Origin of the sequence: Brevundimonas sp. (genome assembly GCF_044336875.1) — a bacterium.
Classification (GTDB): domain Bacteria; phylum Pseudomonadota; class Alphaproteobacteria; order Caulobacterales; family Caulobacteraceae; genus Brevundimonas.
Genome location: NZ_JBIIOP010000012.1, coordinates 74,496 through 91,268 on the forward strand (window position 1 = coordinate 74,496; position 16,773 = coordinate 91,268).

Below are 16,773 nucleotides of genomic sequence, written 5' to 3' on the forward strand. Positions count from 1 at the left end.
GATCGCCCGAGATCGTTTCATGACCATGAGCCGTGTGCTCGACATTGATACCGCGAGGCCTGTGTCGAAGGTGACGCGGGCGGACGCGCGTCCGAACGAACCGGTGGTGACGGACATCTTCGCCCACCCGCTCGTTCCGGTGATGACCGGTGTTACGGTGGCGGTTCTGGTCGCGCTCGCGGTCGGTTACGCACGCAGTTCGGGACTCGTCGCCGGCCTTTGGGGCGCGGGCGGCGTGGCCGTGGCGGTTTGGCTGCGGACGAGCCGGGGGCCGCGTCATGACCTGGCGTTCGGCATGGTCCTGACGGTCAGTATCCTGATCGGCGAGATCATTGCGGGCAACAAGCCGGTTCTCTCGTTGCTGTTCACCTCGGCGAACATGATCGAGATCGTGGGCGCGGTCCTGCTGGCTAGACGCTTTGCGCCGACCCTGAATGTATCCAGCTTGAACGGCGCAGCGCGCTTCCTGGTCTGCGCCGCCGTCATCGCCCCGATTCCGGCGGGGCTGGTGGCGGCCGTAGGCCTGACCCAGTTCGGGTCGCACGACATCGTCGAGGGTTTCCAGACCTGGTGGTTCGGCCATGCCCTGGGCATCGCGGTGATCGGCGCCCTGGGGCTGTCACTGACCCGCTCGACCTTGGTCCGCCTCAGTCGGCCGTGGACCCTGGTCGAGGCGGGCTGTCTGCTCGCGGCGGTGTTGGGTTTCTACTATGTCGGCTTCACCGGTCGCATAACGATGGGCTTCCTGATGCTTCCGTTGCTGCTTGGCGTAGCCGTGCGGCTGGGGGTGGCGGGGACCGCCGTCGGTCTGCTGGTGGTCGCCCTGATGTCGGTTGGCGGCGCCATGTTCGGCTATGCCCCCTATACCGAAGGCATGAGCCGGCCCGAGCAGGTGATGATGGCTCAGCTTCTGGTTCTGCTCGGCTATATGCCGATCCTGCTGGTGGCGGCGCTGCTGGAAGAGCGGGACCGTCTGGCGGACCGAGCCCGCCTGGGGCAGGAACGAGCCGAATTGGCCTCGGAGGCCAAGTCGCGTCTGCTGGCCAATGTGGCCCACGAGATCAAGAGTCCGGTGGCCGGCGTCATCGGCATCGGCCAGTTGTGGTCGACGGGGCAGTTGGGCGCCGTGACGCCGCAGCAGACCGAGATGGCGGACATGCTGGTCAAGACGGCCCGCCAGGTCGAGACCCTGGCGCATGACTTGCTTGACGTCGCGCGGGCGGAATCCGGCGCGGTGAAGGTCGAACTGCGGCCGACGGACATCGCCGGCCTGCTTGAGGATGTGCGTCGTTCCGCCGGGCTGAGACCCGAGGCCCGGTCGATCAAGCTGGAGGTGGTCAGCGAGGGCGACGGTCTGATCGCGGTCGCGGATTCCCAGAGGCTGGCCCAGGTGATCGACAATCTGGCGACCAATGCTCTCAAGTACGGCGGCGTCGGGGGGCGCGTGATTCTGCGCGCGCTGCGTGTCGACGACTGTATTCGGATCGAGGTCACGGACTTTGGGCCAGGCCTGTCGCCACAGAAGCAGGCGCAGCTTTTTGAGCCGTTCAACCGTCTGGGGCTGGAACGTTCCACGATCGAGGGGCATGGCGTCGGTCTGGCGCTGGCCAAGCGGCTGGTCGAGTTGCAGGGCGGTGCGATCGGGGTGGTCTCGACATCCGGCCAGGGCGCGACCTTCTGGGTGGAGATGCCGCGCGCCTGACGGCCTCTTGCGGTTCCGGCGACGGCGCGTAAAGGTCCGGCCATGTTCGTGATCGCCCTCGCCGCCGCCCTTCTGTCCGGGCAAAACGCCCCGTCTGGCCAGCGTTCGGCCTCCGATCTCACCCGCGATCTGAACAGCGGCCCCCCCTTCACGCCCACGATTTCCCCGGTCCAGTCCGCGCCTGCGCCTGCGCCTGCGCCTGCGCCGACGCCCACGACAACGCCCGCTGCTCCGGCGGCGGTCGCGCCCGATCCAAGCCCTGCGTCGACGCGGCCCTCGCAGCCGACCGTCCCGCAAACCTCGCCGTTGACCCGGGATCTGAACAGCGCGCCGCCGTCGGCCGCCGCCGTTCCGCCCGCGCCTGTCGCTGCGCCTGTCGAGGCCGCGCGGCCCGGCATGCCTGTTCCTGCGTCGCCCCAGACGACCCGGCCTTCCTCGACCGCTCCTGCGCCGACGTCCGTTTCTCCCCAACGCCCATCCACGCCTGTCATACCGTCGACGCCTCAACCGCCGCGAGCCGTCGCCGCTCCCGTCGTGCCCGCACCGGTTCCGTCTCCCGACCGGCTGGCGGCCGCACCGGCGCCCCTGGGGGCGCCCGCAGCGGCGCCCCGCGCTCTCGACGCTGCGGGGATCGCCGCCCTGCCGTTTGCTGTGGATCTGCCGGCGGGCACGACGCTGACTCAATCGCGCGCCGGCGCGGACGCCAGCATCTATTTCGTGCGTCGTGGCGACCAGATCCTGGTCATGATCTACGCCGGACCGTCATCGCAGTTTCCGATCTACGACGGGCAGTTGGTCCGGGCCGGCGGCCGCGCCTCCATCGTCCTGACCGAGGGCGACCGCCGTCTGGCCATGGAGCACCTGTTCCAGCGCGCGACCGCACCACAGGAAATCCATGTCTGGGTCGCCAGTCCGGACGGCGCCGACCGGGATCTGGCCGAACGGATCGGTCAGTCGGTCGACGCCCGCTAAGGGTCAGGTCTCGGACCAGACCGCCATCTCGGTCCCCGCCGGATCGGCGAAGTGGAAGCGTCGTCCGCCCGGGAAGGCGTAGATCGGCTTCAGGATCTCGCCGCCCGCCGTCTCGACCTTGGCCAGCATGGCCTCCAGGTCGTGGGCGTAGAGAACGGGCAGGGGCGTCGCCGTCCGCTCGGCCTGGTCGGCGTCGAAGCCGCCGTCCAGTCCCTGATCGAAGGCGGCGTAGGTCGGGCCATAGTCGACGAAGGTCCAGCCGAAGGCTTGGCTGTAGAATTTCTTGGTCGCCGGCAGGTCTGCGGCGGGCAGTTCGAGATAGTCCAGCTTTCCGTCTTCACGCACGGTTGATCTCCTGGGTTGCGGCGCCACCGACGAACCCCTCTTGCACGCCGCCCAAAGTTGCGCAAACCTGCAAACGGTTCGCAGTTGCAGGGAGTCGAGCGATGATCGTGATGACCACAGGACTGACGGGCCTGATGGCCCTGATGCGTCAGGACGAGAAGCCGGTCGAACGGGGCCCGGCGCCCGACGCCTATCGACCGTCCAGCCTGCGGCCGAATACGACGACCGTTTGTCGCTCCAGACCCAGTCGCTCGTAGAAGTCCAGGGCGGGCGTATTGTCGGCCCGCACCATCAGCTGGATCTTAGGAGCGCCCCGGTTGGACAGCCAGGCTTCGGCTGCAGCCGTCAGATCCCGACCGAGACCCCGTCCGCGCCGGTCCGGATCGACCGCAAGATAATAGACCCAGCCTCTGTGACCGTCGAAACCGACCATGATCGAGCCGACGACCTTTTCGTCCTCGACCGTGACCAGGACTGTCGAGGTCGCTCCCTCGCGCGCCAGCCTCAGATCCTGCTTCGGATCGTTCCAGGGCCGGGTCAGGCCGCAGGCGGTCCACAGGGCGACGACGGCCTCGTCCTCGCCGTCGCGGATCGGGCGGATGTCGCTCATCCGACCTGGGCGCGGTGCCGCAGGAAGGCGTCGGCCAGGACGCAGGCGGCCATGGCCTCGACGACCGGCACGGCGCGCAGGGCGACACAGGGGTCGTGACGGCCCTTGGTGCGCAGGTCCGTTTCCTCGCCGTCGCGGGTGATGGTCTGACGCATGGTCAGGATGGAGGAGGTCGGCTTGAACGCCACTCGCGCCGTCACCGGCTGACCCGTAGATATGCCGCCCAGTACGCCGCCCGCCTTGTTGGACAGGAAGATAGGCTGCTTGTTCAGGTCCAGCCGCATCTCGTCGGCGTTCTCCTCGCCCGACAGTTCGGCCGCGCCGAATCCGGCGCCGATCTCGACCCCCTTGGCGGCGTTGATCGACATCAGGGCGGCGGCCAGTTCGCCGTCCAGCTTGCCGTAGAGGGGCGCGCCCCAGCCGGCGGGCACGCCCGTCACCTCCAGCGCCACGACGGCGCCGATGGACGAGCCGGCCTTGCGGACCCCGTCGAGATAGGCCTCCCACTCGGGCACGACGGCGGCCGAGGCGGCGAACAGCGGATTGTCGTGGACGGCGTCGAAGTCGATGTCCTCGGGCGCGATCTTGTGCGGGCCGATCTGGACGACCCCGGCGCGGATTTTCACCCCTTCGCCCAGTATCCTGCGGGCCACGGCGCCGGCGGCGACGCGACTGGCGGTCTCGCGCGCCGAAGACCGGCCGCCGCCGCGATGATCACGCACGCCGTATTTGGTCTGATAGGCGAAGTCGGCGTGGCCGGGGCGATAGGCGCGGGCGATCTCGCCATAGTCCTTGGACCTCTGGTCCTCGTTCCAGATCAGGATCGAGATCGGGGTCCCTGTGGTCACCGGGCCGTCGCCGTCGTCGAAGACGCCGGACAGGATGCGGGCGGTGTCGCTCTCGTTGCGCTGGGTCACGAAGCGCGATCCGCCGGGCTTGCGCTGGTCCAGCCAGGGCTGGATGTCGGCCTCGGTCAGGGACAGCAGCGGCGGACAGCCGTCCACGACGCAGCCGATGGCCGGCCCGTGGCTCTCGCCCCAGGTGGTCACGCGAAACAGATGGCCGAAAGTGTTGTGCGACATGAAGCGACGCTTAGGCCGCCTGACGCTCCGCCGTCCAGACCCGGGTGAAGCGAAGCAGCATATCTTCGGCGGCCGACGGCGCCTCGGAAGACGGCGTCAGGGTCACGAACAGATGCCCCTCCGGCCGTGACCCGCGGGCGGGCAGGCCCAGCCCCTTCAGGCGGATCCGCATGGCTCCGGTCATCCCCGGCGTGATCCAGGCCGAACGGGGGCCTGCATAGGTTTCGATCTCGACCCGACCGCCTTCCTCCAGCAGGCGCGGGGCGGCGGGCCAGGTCATGAACAGGTCGTCGCCCAGGACTGAAATTCCGTCCTCGGGCCGGATCAGCACGGCCAGATACAGGTCCGCCACGTCGCCGGCCCCGCCGCGCAGCCGTAGGTGTTCGCCGGTTCTTAGGCCAGCCGGCACGGCGATGCGCACCGACCGCTCGCCCAGCCGCAGATCGACCTCGGCGCCGGCGACCGCCTGCATCGGGGTCAGGGCCAGAACCGGGGCGGGGGTGGGGCGGTCCTCGGGCGGGGCCAGGGCAGGGCGGGCTGAACCGTGGGCCTGGATCAGCCGATAGGCGGCGATCACCCGGCGGAAACGCTCGGCGTCCCCGCCCGGCTGGTCCGGCCGCGCTGCCTTGACCGCCGCGCGGAAGGCCGTCTTCAGCGCCGCGGCGTCGGTCGCGCCGTGCAGGCCCAGCGTGGCCAGGGCTTCACGGACGGCGGCGGCGTCGGATCGGGAACGGAGATCGCTCATGCCGCTACCGTTCGCCGCTTAGGGTCAATGGCCGGTTAACCGTGATTCGAAATGCGCGGTTTGATCCCGATCATTCCCACTGACGTCGCCCCGCTGTAGATCGAAACCATGACCGCCCCCCAGATCCCCTCGGTGATCCCGCCTAGCCCGTCGCGCGAAGAATACGCCCGCGACTACGCCGCCGCCCTAGCCGCCAACGGCGACGAGGCCGTCTTTGATCGAGTCGAGCCCATCGGCCTGTTCGTCGACTGGCTGGCCGATGCGAATGCGCACGAGGTCAATGATTCCAACGCCATGACCCTGTCGACCGTCGACGCCGACGGCCTGCCGGACGCGCGGATCGTCCTGCTGAAGGATGTCGATGCGCGGGGCTTCACCTTCTATTCCAACCGCGAGAGCGCCAAGGGCGTCGAACTGGACGTCCGCCCGGTCGCCGCCCTGACCTTTCACTGGAAGAGCCTGCGGCGTCAGGTGCGGGTGCGCGGCGTGGTCGAGCCGGTCACGGTCGAGGAGGCCGACGCCTATTTCGCCAGCCGCGCCAGAGAGAGCCGTATCGGCGCCTGGGCCTCGGATCAGTCCCGCCCTCTGGACGCCCGCGAGACCTTGGAGGCCGCCGTCGCCCGCGAGACCGCCCGGTTCGAGGATCAGGACGTGCCGCGCCCCGACCGCTGGAGCGGCTGGCGGGTCGTGCCTCACGCCGTCGAATTCTGGCGCGACCGCCCGTTCCGCCTGCACGACCGGCTGCGGTTCACACGCGACGGCGATGCCTGGGGTCGCCAACGCCTCTGGCCGTAAGACAATCGGCCGCGCCGGGGATACGGAAGGGCGTCGGGCGCGTTAAGCGTTTCTCGCCACGGCCAAGGTTCCTCATGCGTTTTCTGCCGCTGCTGTTCGCGTCGCTTCTGCTCGCGGCCTGCGCCACCCATCCGGGCAAGGTCGATCATGTGCGGTTCGCGGCCGACGCCCGGACGGCGCTGGCGACGACCTACGACGGTTCGCTGCGCGGGGTTCAGGGCGACGGCGTCCGCGCCTTCCTGGGCGTGCCCTTCGCCCGGCCGCCGGTCGGCGACCTGCGCTGGCGCACGCCCCGGCCGGTCCAGGCCTGGGACGGCGTGCGCGATGCGACCCGGATCGGCGCGGACTGCACCCAGGCCATCGGCCGCAAGGCCATCCTGGGCGGCGGCGGCGGGATCGTCGTCGGGTCCGAGGACTGTCTCTATCTGAACATCTACGCCCCGGCCGGGGCGACGGACCGGGCCCTGCCGGTCATGGTCTATGTCCACGGCGGCGCCTTCACCATCGGCGCGGGCGCCAACTACGATCCGTCGAAACTGGCGCGGGAGCAGGGACGGGTGGTGGTCACCGCCAACTATCGTCTCGGCGCCCTGGGCTGGCTGGCCCACCCGGGCTTCCAGGCCGAGGGCGAAGGCTACGGCGGCAATTTCGGCCTGATGGATCAGCAGGCGGCGCTGCAATGGGTGCATCGGAACATCGCGGCCTTCGGCGGCGATCCGTCGAACGTCACCCTGTTCGCCGAGAGCGCGGGGGGCTGGACCGCCTGCTACCTGATGGCCTCGCCCGCGTCCGAGGGCCTGTATCAGCGGGTCATCATCCAGAGCGGCGGCTGTCTTGAGCCCTCGTCCCTGGTCAGCGCCGAGGCGGCGGCCCAGTCCGGCCCCCTGTTCGCCGAGGGGTTGGGCTGCACCGGCATGGATCAGGTCGCCTGTCTCAAGGCCTTGCCGGCCTGGCGGCTGTCGCGCGCGCCCTCGGTGCGGGCCGGGATCAACGGGCCGGGCTCCTGGGGACCGGTCCATACCGACGCGACCGTGCCGGAAAACCCCGCTGTGGCCATCGACGCCGGACGCTTCACCCGCGTCCCCGTCATCGTCGGCAGCAATCTGGACGAGGGCCGGCTGTTCGCCAACGAGGTGCAGGACATGGATCGTTACCAGAAGGAGACGATCTGGATGTACGGCGACGAAGGGCGGCGCGTGCTCGATCGCTATCCGGTCGGCCCGGAGGGCCCGGCCATCGCCATCGCCACCAACTTCACCGACCAGAGGTTCGCCTGTCCGTCCCAGGCCCTGCGGCGTCAGCTGGCCCGCTACGTCCCCGTCTGGGGTTACGAGTTCGCCGACCGCGACGCCCCCTTCGTCCTGCCGGACTGGATCGTCGGTCTGGACCTGGGCGCCTATCACGCCAGTGAACTGGCCTATGTCTTCGGGACCAGCTGGATCTTCGCCGACGTCGGCCGGTTCACGCCGGGGCAGAAGGCCCTGTCCGGGCGGATGCAGCGCCTGTGGGCGGACTTCGGTCAGACCGACTTCGGCGCCGACTGGCCCCGCGTCGAGGCCGCCGGCCCGGTGCGGATCTTCACCGCCCAGAGCGACCGGCTGGACCCCGACTTCTTCGGCCGCCACCAGTGCGACTTCTGGGACGGCACCGCGTTCGGCGCCGCCCACTGAAGGTCAGATGAACCGCACCGTCACGCCCGGCTTGACCTTGTCCGCCAGGGTCCAGGCGTCCCAGTTGGTCAGGCGCACGCAGCCGTGGGACGCCGTCTTGCCGACCAGATGCGGATCCGGCGTGCCGTGGATGCCGTAGCTGGGCTTGTTCAGGTCGATCCAGACGACACCGACCGGATTGTTCGGCCCCGGCTTGACCACCACCTTGTGGTTCAGGTCGCCATAGCTCAGCTTCGCCGGATCATAGACATAGTCCGGATTGCGGGCGACGCCGTTCACCTTGACCGTGCCGGTGGGCGTCGGATTGTCGCCGCTGCCGATGGTGGCCGGGAAATAGGCGATCAGTTTTCCGTCTGCGGCGAAGGCCTTGACCGAGCCTTCGGCCTTGTCGACGTCGATGTGGTCCACTTCTGTGGGCAGCGGGGTGGTGTTGATGGCGGGGACCAGCAGCTTCTGGCCCGCGCGGTTGAAGTCGGCGTTAGGGTTCATGGCCCGCAGAAGAGCTTCGCTCACATGAAACCGTTCGGCCAGAGCCTCGACGATATTGGCGTAGCCCATGGCCTCGACCTCGCCTTGGGCCGCCAGGTCGGTGGGGACTCTGCCCAGATAGGGGCCGGCGATGTCGCCTTGGGTGATCTCGTAGGTCGAGGTCACGGCGCCGACGCCCTGGGCGCGCAGTCGCCCCATGACCCCCGCGTCCAACTGGCCGTTGACCGACAGGTTCTGAGCCTCCTGGAAGGCGGCGATGGCCTGGCGCATGTTCGAGCCGGCCAGACCGTCGATGGCGCCGGGCGAGAATCGAGCCCGTTCCAGCAGAACCTGAGCCTGGATCAGCGCCGGGTCGGGCTGGGCCTGTGTCGGCGGCGCGTTGGGGACGGGGGCAGGCGGCGGCGCATAGGCGCTGTTCTCTATGGCGTCGCGCGACAAGGGGCCGGCCTGTCCGATTTCCGTCGAGGGGGCGGCGCTCCTGTCATCGGCGGGATTGCAGGCGGCCAGGGTCAGGATGGCGAGACTGGAGGCGAGGCAGGCGAAACGGCGGTTCATACAAAGGCTTTCAAACGCGACAGGGGCAGACGGGGCGGTTCAGTTCTCTTCGCCGGTGGCGGGATCCGTCTCGGTCTCGCCCGAGTTGCTGGAGCCTTCCGAGCCCTTGGGCTCGGTCGCCGGGCGCGGCGGTTCGCCGTCCCTGCCGGGGCGCTGGTTCTCGTTCTCGACCTTGCGGTCGTCCGGGCGGGCGTCGGTCATGGGCATTTCTCCAGTTGGATCAGAGGCTAGTTCGGATTGAACGCGCCCAACGCGGCCGGGCTCCCGTGAAAGCGCGACCGTCAACATCCGTTCACCATGCCGGTGAACCGTACCGAAACGGGGCAGGGGGCAGGGTGCCGGCTGGAATGGACCTTGCTCTCGCAGGGTCGACGAGGACGCGCATGACCGAAACCCTGCAGGTCGAGATCATCAAGGCGGAGGCGATGGACGCCGCCGCGATCGCCCTGTGGCGGGACTGGTCGACGACCAATCCCGATCTGGCCAGCCCCTATTTCCGTTGGGACTATACGGAGATCGCCTCGCGCATCTGTCCCGGCGCGGCGGTGGCCGTGTTCCGGCGCGGCGGCCGGATCGTCGGCTTCTTCCCACACCAGAGACGGGGCGGCGCGGTTCAGCCGCTCGGCGCGCCGATGAACGACTATCACGGGGTGATCGCCGGCGACGGCGAGACGATCGGTCTTGAGGACGTGGCGCAGCTGCTGAAGGCCCGCAGCCTGAACGTCCCCGGCTGGATCGGCGCGGGCGAGGCGGGCGAGGAACGCCAGACGGTCAAGGTCACCATGCCGCCCCAGGGCTATGGCGCCTGGTATGTCGAACGCCGCTCGACCTTCGGCAAATACTACAAGGACAAGGAGCGGGCGCGGCGCAGCCTGGAGGCCGAACTGGGCGCGATCCGCGTGGAGGGCGAGGTCCGCGACGACGCCCTGCTGGATCATCTGATCGACCTGAAGGCGGCTCAGTATCGTCGTTCGGGCCTGCACGACATCTTCGCCTGCGGCTGGACGCGCAAACTGCTGCACGCCCTGATGAACGACCAGCGCGAGGATTTCGGCGCGTCGCTCGCGGTCATGTATGCGCAGGACACCCTGGTCGCGATCGAGTTCTCGCTGCACGCCGGCCAGCATTTCCACTTCTGGTTCCCGGCCTACGAGCCCAGTCTGGCGCGCTGTTCGCCGGGCATACTGCTCAGCATGGACACCATGCAGCTGGCGGGGGCGCGGGGCTTCCGCACCTTCGACTTCGGCTTCGAGGGCGAGCACTACAAGAAATACTTCTGCAACGCCCGCCAGACGGTGCGCGAGGCGGTGGTGACGCGGCCGGGCCTGGGCCAGGCGGTCGGCGACGTCGCCTTCGGCCTGCTGGGCAAGGCCGGGCGGGGCGAGGCCCTGCGCACCTCCCTGCGTCGCCGCTGGGCCACCATCGAGGCCTGCGAGGCTTCGGCCGTCGGACGGGCGCGGGGCGCCGCCGTCGCCGCCCGCTCCGCCGTCAACAAGATGGCCAGCAAGAAAAAGGGCCCGGCGCGCGTCGCCCACGCCTGATGGACATGAGCATGACCGACCGCCGCACCCGCTATCCCGGCCCCATCGCCGAGGCGAAGGATCACCCCCACACCCTGGTCGAACAGGGCTTCGCCGAGGACGCGGCTCTGGCCGCCGTGCTGGATCGCTATCCGGCCGAACTGTTCGACATCAACCTCTACGACTACGACGACGAGGGGCAGGTGTCCTTACGCACCGGCGCGCGCGGCCGTCTGTCGGGCGAGGATCTGCTGGAGGCGATCAAACAGGGTCGCCTCTGGGTCAATATGCGCGAGGTCCAGACCGGCTGGCCCGAGCTGTGGGCTGCGGCGATGAAGGATTTCGCCGCCATCCAGGCGAACTACCCGGGGATGCGGGCCGTGCGGAACGCGGGCCAGCTGATCCTGTCCTCGCCAAAGGCGCGGGTGCCCTATCATTTCGACGCGGCGGGGGTGGTGCTGTTCCACCTGCGCGGCCGCAAGCGGATATTCGTCTATCCGGGCGACGAACAGCATCTGCCCGAACGCAACATGGAGCAGGTGGTCGCGCGCCAGACGACCGAGGAACTGCCCTATGTCCTCGGCTTCGAGAACGACGCCCAGGTCATGGATCTGGAGCCGGGGCGGGCGCTGACCTGGCCGTTGTACGCGCCGCACCGGGTCGAGAACCTGGACCGGTTCTGCGTCAGCCTGTCGATGGACTTCCAGACCTGGCCGTCGCGGTTCAGGAACGGCGCCCTGTTCACCAATGCCGTAATCCGCAGTCGGGGCGGGCGTCCCCGCTTCACCGACGGTATGGCGACGCCCGAGCTGGCCGCGCGCTGGGCCGCCTCCCTGGCGCTGAAGAAGGTCGGGGCGATGCGCAGCAAGATCGCCAACTTCGAACGTGATTTCGAGCCTGAGGTCGGCGTGGCCGACGGGGCGGGCCAGCTGACCGCCGCCCGTTAATTCGAGTTCATGACCTCGAGTTAAAATGACTCGCGGCCGGGCGTCGCTCACCCTTCCTCCATATTCGGGAAAGGGAGCCCCTCATGAAGTCCGCATTGATCATCACCGCCGCAGTCGCCGCCCTGACCGCCCTGGCCGCCGCCGCGCCCGCCTCGGCGGCGGCGGAGGTCGAGATCCGCAACGCCGTGGCCCGCGTGATCGTCATCGTCGAGGATCGCCAGGATATCGGCGTCGAGGTGACCCAAGGGCGGTCGCGCCTGCCGACCGTGCAGGTGCGCCGCAACGGTCGCGACGTCGAGATCGACGGCGGCCTGCGTCGCAACGGAATATGGGGCGGCAATGACGGCGTCCGTAACTGCAACAGCGGGCGGGCCGACGCCAGCCAGCCGGGACAGGGCGCAAGCGTCGAGGTCCGCGACCTGGGCCGGATCCGCCTGGAGGACGCGCCCCTGATCGTGTTGCGCACACCGCGCGACGTGGATGTCAGCGCCGGCGGGGCTGTGTTCGGCGCCGTGGGTCGGGGGGCGCGGCGCGTGGAACTGGACAGCGGCGGCTGCGGAAACTGGAACATCGCCAATGTGGACGGCGCCATGGAACTGGGTGTCGGCGGCTCCGGCTCGATCCGGGCGGGGACTTCGCGTTCGCTGGAAGCCAGCGTCGGCGGGTCGGGGTCCGTCATGGCGGGAGCGACCGGAAATCTGAAGGCGGCCGTCGGCGGCTCGGGCAGCGTGGTCGTGGCCAGCGCCAGCGGGCTGGGCGACGTGTCGATCGGCGGTTCGGGCGGGGTGACGGTGCGCGACGGCCGGATGGACAAGCTGTCGGTGGCCATCGGCGGGTCCGGCGACGTCCGTTACGGCGGAACCACGCGAGACCTCAGCGTCGCCATCGCCGGCTCCGGCGACGTGCGCGTGGGCGCCGCCACAGGATCCGTGTCCCGCTCCATCGTCGGATCGGGAACCGTGCATATCGGGCGCTAAGACCCGTCTCTCAGCCGCGAGAGGAAAGGCCCCCGGTCGTGGAACCCCGGGGGTCTTTTTCTGTCCGGGCAAAGAAAAAGCCCCGGCGGATCGCTCCGCCGGGGCTTCGTCTTGGTGCGACAGTCGCTAATTACTGGACGTTGCCGCGGAACAGCGAGGTCAGGACGCTGTTGACGTTGCGGCCCAGGTTGGCGCCGGCGCGGTCACGCGCTTGCAGACCGCCGCCGAAGTTGTAGCGAACGCCGACTTCGAAGGCGTCGACGGTGACGTCGAAGTCTTCCAGTTCCGAACGGTCGTAACCGGCATAGACGCTGTAGGGCGTGGCGGCGAAGGCGTACTCGGCGTTGACGCCGGCCGACCAGCCGTCGGTGCTGGCGCCGTCGACGTCCAGATCCGAGTAGGACGCGCGGGCGGCCAGGCGCAGAGCCGGGGTGGCGTAGAAGGCGGCTTCACCACCGACGGTCCACAGGTCGGCGTCCGCAGCGGTGCCGTACGAAGCGACGCCGGTCAGGGTGGCGCGGTCGAAGTACTTCTGACCTTCGGCGCCGAAGGTCGTCAGGGTGTAACCCAGCGGCAGTTCTTCACCCGAGACGAAACCACCGAAGCGCATGTCTTCGACGGCCTTGGTCAGGTGGACGGCGCCCGACAGGCCGGTCTCGTCACCACCGAAATCCGAGTCGGTGTAGGTGCCGGCGGCGTTGAAGGTCACGGTCCAGTCGCCGAAGGCGGGGGTGGCGACGACGCCGTCGATCTTGGCGCCATTCATGTCGTTGTCGGCAGCGCCGGCTTCCGTCTTGGCGTGGTTGTAGGCGACGCCGACCGAACCGACGGCGTCCTGGGCGAAGGCCGGGGCGGCGAACAGGGTGGCGGCGGCGGCCGATGCGAGGAGGATCGTCTTCATTTTCTTTTGTCCTTAGCAGTCTCGACCCGGATGGGGGTCCGGGGAGGGCGGCTGCTACCAGTGTGCATTGAAGCTGAGCAATAAACCGTCGTTACATAAGTGTCTTGAAACTGTCGTGTGGCGCATCCGCCACGCCTTGTGGCTGGAATGTGTCGGCGGTGCGCGCATGCGGAGGCGAGCGATTAACAGGCAGCAATCATATAATCATATAAGCATGTCTTTATATGTATTGACGACGGGGCGCGCTTTCGGTCATCTGTGACCGTCGTGGTCTGCACGCGTCCCTCGGGGTGTGTGGAGCTAAGAGGGAAGCCGGTGCGGAACCGGCGCTGCCCCCGCAACTGTGAGCGGCGAGCCGAAGGTCCATCTCGTGTCACTGGGAGCTCGCTCCCGGGAAGGCCGGACCGGAAGCTGTGACCCGCGAGCCAGGAGACCTGCCCCGACAGATAACGTCCTCCGGCGGGGTGTCCGGTCAGGCCGCATGAACGCCGCGACGGCTGAAGCCGCGCGGGCGGTCGCGCGTCCCTGTCCGCTGTCTCGCCACAGCACCAAAGGCAGAGACCATGTTGAACAGCGAATTCACATTCAACATCCAGCGCACCCGGCTCGACGAGGACTATCGTCCCGCTGAGAACACGCGGATCACCACCAATTTCGCCAACCTGGCGCGTGGGGAGAGCCGGGAGGAGAACCTGCGCAATACGCTGAGGATGATCGACAACCGGTTCAACTCCTTGGCCCATCGGGACAATCCCAGCGGCGACCGCTATGCCCTCGAACTGGAGATCATCACCGTGGAGATGAGCGTCGCCCCCGGCGCGGACGCCGACGCCTTCCCGCTGATCGAAATTCTCAGGACGACGATCGTCGACAAGAGCGCCGACGCGCGCATCGAAGGGATCGTGGGGAACAACTTCTCCTCCTACGTCCGCGACTACGACTTCAGCGTGGTTCTGCCGGAGCATATGAAGAACCATCCGGACGCCGGCGCGCCGGAAGGCTTTGGCCAGCTGCACGGGAACCTGTTCAAACACTTCCTGAACTCGGCCGCTTATCAGGACAATTTCAGCAAGTCGCCCGTCATCTGTCTGAGCGTGTCGAGCAACAAGACCTACCATCGCACGGGCGCCGAACACCCTGTGCTGGGTTTCGAATACGAGAACAACGAGTTCTCTCCGACCGATCAGTATTTCGCGAAGATGGGGATGAAGGTTCGCTACTTCATGCCCCCGAACAGCGTGGCGCCCTTCGCCTTCTACCACATGGGCGACCTGACCGGCGACTACACCGACCTCGAGCTGGTCAGCACGATCAGCACGATGGAGACCTTCCAGAAGATCTATCGCCCCGAAATCTACAACGCCAACTCCCCGGCGTCGGACCAGTATCGGCCGAGCCTGGAGTATCAGGACTATTCCGTCACCCGCATCGTCTACGACCGGGAGGAGCGCAGCCGACTGGCCGTCGAACAGGGCAGGTTCGTCGAGGAGCGGTTCATCAAGCCGTATCGGGCCCTGTTGGACCAATGGTCCGCAAACTTCGCCGCCGCCTGATCAGTCAGCAGTCCAAAGTCTCCCATCATGAAAACTCTGCTCCCCACCTCCACCGCTGGCAGCCTGCCGAAACCCGTCTGGCTGGCTGAACCCGAGACCCTCTGGTCGCCCTGGAAACTGGAAGGCGACGAACTGATCGAGGCCAAGCGGGATGCTCTGCGTCTGTCGCTGGACGATCAGAATCGGGCCGGCATCGACATCGTCAGCGACGGCGAACAGACGCGTCAGCATTTCGTCACCACCTTCATCGAGCATCTCGACGGCGTGGATTTCGAGGCGCGCAAGACCATGCGGATCCGCAATCGCTACGACGCCAGCGTGCCGGTCGTCGTGGGCGCGGTCAGCCGACCGAAGTCGGTGTTCGTCGAGGACGCCAGATACTTGCGCGCCCAGACCGATCAGCCGATCAAATGGGCGCTGCCGGGACCGATGACGATGATCGATACCCTCTACGACGATCACTACAAGAGCCGCGAAAAGCTGGCCTGGGAGTTCGCCAAGATCCTGAATGAAGAGGCCCGGGAGCTGGAGGCCGCCGGGATCGACATCATCCAGTTCGACGAGCCGGCCTTCAACGTTTTCTTCGACGAGGTGAACGACTGGGGCGTCGCGACCCTGGAGAAGGCGGCCGAGGGGCTGAAATGCGAAACGGCCGTCCACATCTGCTACGGCTACGGCATCAAGGCCAACACCGACTGGAAGAAGACGCTGGGGACGGAGTGGCGTCAGTATGAAGAGGCCTTCCCCAAACTACAGACCTCCAGCATCGATATCATCTCGCTTGAGGCCCAGAACTCGCGCGTTCCGATGGACCTGATCGAACTGATCCGGGGCAAGAAGGTGATGGTCGGCGCGATCGACGTGGCGACTGACGCCGTCGAGACGCCCGAGCAGGTCGCCGACACGCTCCGTAAGGCGCTTCAGTTCGTGGACGCCGACAAACTCTATCCCGCAACCAACTGCGGCATGGCGCCTCTGTCGCGCCGCGTAGCCAACGCCAAGCTGAAGGCCTTGGGCGCAGGCGCCGAGATCATCCGCAAGGAGCTCTCGGTTTGACCCTGATGAACACTCTTCTCGGCCGACTGCTGCACCGGTCGGCCGTCGATGGGGCTCATTCATGACTGTCCGCCTGATCGACATGGTGTTCCCCGGGGACGCCAATCACCACGGCACCCTGTTCGGAGGCGTCGGTCTGGCGCACCTGGACAAGGTCGCCTTCCTTGCCGCCGCGCGTCATGCGCGGCGGCCGACCGTGACGGCCAGTTGCGACCGGATCGACTTCGCCGCCCCGGCCCGGATCGGGGAGCTGGTCGAGGCGACCGGTCGCGTGGTCCGTGTCGGCCGCACCTCGATGGGCGTCGAGGTCGAGCTGTGGGCCGAGGCGCCGGTCAGCGGCGAGCGTCGGCTGTGCACGCGCGGCGTCTTCAACATGGTCGCGCCGTGCGGGGAGGGTCAGGGCACCCTGCCGCCAGTACCGGCCGAGGGCGCGGGCGATGACGACGGCTGGCTGCGAGCGGTCGAGATCGTCTTCCCGACCTGGACCAATCACTACGGCACGCTCTACGGCGGCGACGCCCTGAAGCTGATGGCCAAGGCTGCCTTCGTCTGCGCCACGCGGAGGGCCAGGGCGGTCATGGTTCTGGCGGCCTCCAGCCGCATCGACTTCGCCTCTCCCATAAGAGAAGGCGACATGGTCGAGCTGGCGTCCCGCGTCACACGGGTCGGCCGCACCTCCGTCACCATAGAGGTGGAACTGTGGGCCGAGACCCTGCTGACCGGGGAAAGGCGCCGTTCTGCGGCCGCCGAATTCGCCATGGTGGCGGTTGACGAAACCGGCGCTTCGACGCCGATTCCGGGCGGCGCTTCCCACCTTGAAATCGCCTGATGGAATCCTGTCCACGCACCGGTTT

At 68.0% G+C, this 16,773-nt stretch carries 17 protein-coding genes and 1 riboswitch; of the genes, 10 read left to right on the plus strand and 7 right to left on the minus strand.

Annotated features, from left to right (window positions below):
* Positions 1–19: 19 nt before the first annotated feature.
* Positions 20–1,702, plus strand: coding sequence for an ATP-binding protein (locus ACIQ1T_RS13685; RefSeq protein WP_395945112.1), 1,683 nt, complete (start codon positions 20–22; stop codon positions 1,700–1,702).
* Positions 1,703–2,236: 534 nt separating this feature from the next.
* On the plus strand, positions 2,237–2,674 hold the full coding sequence (locus tag ACIQ1T_RS13690; RefSeq protein WP_395945113.1) for a hypothetical protein: 438 nt from the start codon (positions 2,237–2,239) through the stop codon (positions 2,672–2,674).
* A gap of 3 nt (positions 2,675–2,677) precedes the next feature.
* Here ACIQ1T_RS13690 and ACIQ1T_RS13695 read toward each other — a convergent pair whose 3' ends face one another.
* From ACIQ1T_RS13695 to ACIQ1T_RS13710, 4 genes are all read right to left on the minus strand, one after another.
* The gene (locus tag ACIQ1T_RS13695) at positions 2,678–3,019 is read right to left on the minus strand and encodes a VOC family protein (protein WP_395945114.1); all 342 of its coding nucleotides are present in this window, start codon (positions 3,017–3,019) and stop codon (positions 2,678–2,680) included.
* Between the two features lie 190 nt (positions 3,020–3,209).
* Positions 3,210–3,629, minus strand: a complete 420-nt coding sequence (locus ACIQ1T_RS13700) for a GNAT family acetyltransferase (RefSeq protein WP_395945115.1) — start codon at positions 3,627–3,629, stop codon at positions 3,210–3,212.
* Positions 3,626–4,711 (minus strand): chorismate synthase, encoded by a 1,086-nt coding sequence (gene aroC / locus ACIQ1T_RS13705; RefSeq protein ID WP_395945116.1) that lies wholly within the window; start codon positions 4,709–4,711, stop codon positions 3,626–3,628. Before aroC ends, ACIQ1T_RS13700 begins: the two co-directional genes overlap by 4 nt.
* Before the next feature lie 10 nt (positions 4,712–4,721).
* The gene (locus tag ACIQ1T_RS13710) at positions 4,722–5,456 is read right to left on the minus strand and encodes a DnaJ C-terminal domain-containing protein (RefSeq protein ID WP_395945117.1); all 735 of its coding nucleotides are present in this window, start codon (positions 5,454–5,456) and stop codon (positions 4,722–4,724) included.
* A 108-nt stretch (positions 5,457–5,564) separates the two neighbouring features.
* Here ACIQ1T_RS13710 and pdxH point away from each other — a divergent pair, with 108 nt between their 5' ends.
* Together pdxH and ACIQ1T_RS13720 are read left to right on the plus strand one after the other, a co-directional pair.
* A complete protein-coding gene (pdxH, locus tag ACIQ1T_RS13715) occupies positions 5,565–6,251 on the plus strand; it encodes a pyridoxamine 5'-phosphate oxidase (protein ID WP_395945118.1) in 687 nt (228 codons plus the stop codon).
* 74 nt (positions 6,252–6,325) lie between these two features.
* Positions 6,326–7,921 (plus strand): carboxylesterase/lipase family protein, encoded by a 1,596-nt coding sequence (locus ACIQ1T_RS13720; RefSeq protein WP_395945119.1) that lies wholly within the window; start codon positions 6,326–6,328, stop codon positions 7,919–7,921.
* A 3-nt stretch (positions 7,922–7,924) separates the two neighbouring features.
* On the opposite strand, the gene ACIQ1T_RS13725 is transcribed toward ACIQ1T_RS13720, so the two are convergent.
* Positions 7,925–8,965, minus strand: coding sequence for a L,D-transpeptidase (locus ACIQ1T_RS13725; RefSeq protein ID WP_395945120.1), 1,041 nt, complete (start codon positions 8,963–8,965; stop codon positions 7,925–7,927).
* A gap of 39 nt (positions 8,966–9,004) precedes the next feature.
* Complete coding sequence (locus ACIQ1T_RS13730) at positions 9,005–9,166, minus strand: hypothetical protein (RefSeq protein WP_395945121.1); 162 nt, start codon at positions 9,164–9,166, stop codon at positions 9,005–9,007.
* Between the two features lie 182 nt (positions 9,167–9,348).
* Here ACIQ1T_RS13730 and ACIQ1T_RS13735 point away from each other — a divergent pair, with 182 nt between their 5' ends.
* The 3 genes from ACIQ1T_RS13735 (at position 9,349) to ACIQ1T_RS13745 (ending at position 12,409) form a co-directional block, all read left to right on the plus strand.
* A complete protein-coding gene (locus ACIQ1T_RS13735) occupies positions 9,349–10,506 on the plus strand; it encodes a GNAT family N-acetyltransferase (RefSeq protein ID WP_395945122.1) in 1,158 nt (385 codons plus the stop codon).
* Positions 10,507–10,517: 11 nt separating this feature from the next.
* The gene (locus ACIQ1T_RS13740; protein WP_395945123.1) at positions 10,518–11,432 is read left to right on the plus strand and encodes a transcriptional regulator; all 915 of its coding nucleotides are present in this window, start codon (positions 10,518–10,520) and stop codon (positions 11,430–11,432) included.
* A gap of 83 nt (positions 11,433–11,515) precedes the next feature.
* Positions 11,516–12,409 (plus strand): hypothetical protein, encoded by an 894-nt coding sequence (locus tag ACIQ1T_RS13745; protein ID WP_395945124.1) that lies wholly within the window; start codon positions 11,516–11,518, stop codon positions 12,407–12,409.
* Positions 12,410–12,539: 130 nt separating this feature from the next.
* Here the strand turns inward: ACIQ1T_RS13745 and ACIQ1T_RS13750 are convergent, their stop codons facing one another.
* On the minus strand, positions 12,540–13,310 hold the full coding sequence (locus ACIQ1T_RS13750; RefSeq protein WP_395945125.1) for a hypothetical protein: 771 nt from the start codon (positions 13,308–13,310) through the stop codon (positions 12,540–12,542).
* Between the two features lie 251 nt (positions 13,311–13,561).
* A riboswitch (cobalamin riboswitch) is annotated at positions 13,562–13,767 on the plus strand.
* 106 nt (positions 13,768–13,873) lie between these two features.
* Here ACIQ1T_RS13750 and ACIQ1T_RS13755 point away from each other — a divergent pair.
* The 3 genes from ACIQ1T_RS13755 to ACIQ1T_RS13765 all read left to right on the plus strand — a co-directional run bounded on the left by ACIQ1T_RS13755 (position 13,874) and on the right by ACIQ1T_RS13765 (position 16,748).
* On the plus strand, positions 13,874–14,863 hold the full coding sequence (locus ACIQ1T_RS13755) for a DUF1852 domain-containing protein (protein ID WP_395945126.1): 990 nt from the start codon (positions 13,874–13,876) through the stop codon (positions 14,861–14,863).
* 27 nt (positions 14,864–14,890) lie between these two features.
* Entirely contained in the window at positions 14,891–15,919 is a 1,029-nt protein-coding gene (locus tag ACIQ1T_RS13760; RefSeq protein ID WP_395945127.1) for a methionine synthase, read from the plus strand.
* Between the two features lie 61 nt (positions 15,920–15,980).
* Positions 15,981–16,748, plus strand: a complete 768-nt coding sequence (locus ACIQ1T_RS13765) for an acyl-CoA thioesterase (protein ID WP_395945128.1) — start codon at positions 15,981–15,983, stop codon at positions 16,746–16,748.
* The last annotated feature ends 25 nt before the right edge of the window (positions 16,749–16,773 follow it).

What these genes read in the sequence shown, in the direction of transcription:
- ACIQ1T_RS13745 (WP_395945124.1), top strand. Translation starts at nt 11,516, where the DNA reads ATGAAGTCCGCATTGATCATCACCGCCGCAGTCGCCGCCCTGACCGCC.
- ACIQ1T_RS13685 (WP_395945112.1), top strand. Translation starts at nt 20, where the DNA reads ATGACCATGAGCCGTGTGCTCGACATTGATACCGCGAGGCCTGTGTCG.
- ACIQ1T_RS13725 (WP_395945120.1), bottom strand. Translation starts at nt 8,965, where the DNA reads ATGAACCGCCGTTTCGCCTGCCTCGCCTCCAGTCTCGCCATCCTGACC.
- ACIQ1T_RS13735 (WP_395945122.1), top strand. Translation starts at nt 9,349, where the DNA reads ATGACCGAAACCCTGCAGGTCGAGATCATCAAGGCGGAGGCGATGGAC.
- ACIQ1T_RS13730 (WP_395945121.1), bottom strand. Translation starts at nt 9,166, where the DNA reads ATGACCGACGCCCGCCCGGACGACCGCAAGGTCGAGAACGAGAACCAG.
- aroC (WP_395945116.1), bottom strand. Translation starts at nt 4,711, where the DNA reads ATGTCGCACAACACTTTCGGCCATCTGTTTCGCGTGACCACCTGGGGC.
- ACIQ1T_RS13760 (WP_395945127.1), top strand. Translation starts at nt 14,891, where the DNA reads ATGAAAACTCTGCTCCCCACCTCCACCGCTGGCAGCCTGCCGAAACCC.
- ACIQ1T_RS13765 (WP_395945128.1), top strand. Translation starts at nt 15,981, where the DNA reads ATGACTGTCCGCCTGATCGACATGGTGTTCCCCGGGGACGCCAATCAC.
- ACIQ1T_RS13700 (WP_395945115.1), bottom strand. Translation starts at nt 3,629, where the DNA reads ATGAGCGACATCCGCCCGATCCGCGACGGCGAGGACGAGGCCGTCGTC.
- pdxH (WP_395945118.1), top strand. Translation starts at nt 5,565, where the DNA reads ATGACCGCCCCCCAGATCCCCTCGGTGATCCCGCCTAGCCCGTCGCGC.
- ACIQ1T_RS13720 (WP_395945119.1), top strand. Translation starts at nt 6,326, where the DNA reads ATGCGTTTTCTGCCGCTGCTGTTCGCGTCGCTTCTGCTCGCGGCCTGC.
- ACIQ1T_RS13755 (WP_395945126.1), top strand. Translation starts at nt 13,874, where the DNA reads ATGTTGAACAGCGAATTCACATTCAACATCCAGCGCACCCGGCTCGAC.
- ACIQ1T_RS13710 (WP_395945117.1), bottom strand. Translation starts at nt 5,456, where the DNA reads ATGAGCGATCTCCGTTCCCGATCCGACGCCGCCGCCGTCCGTGAAGCC.
- ACIQ1T_RS13750 (WP_395945125.1), bottom strand. Translation starts at nt 13,310, where the DNA reads ATGAAGACGATCCTCCTCGCATCGGCCGCCGCCGCCACCCTGTTCGCC.
- ACIQ1T_RS13740 (WP_395945123.1), top strand. Translation starts at nt 10,518, where the DNA reads ATGACCGACCGCCGCACCCGCTATCCCGGCCCCATCGCCGAGGCGAAG.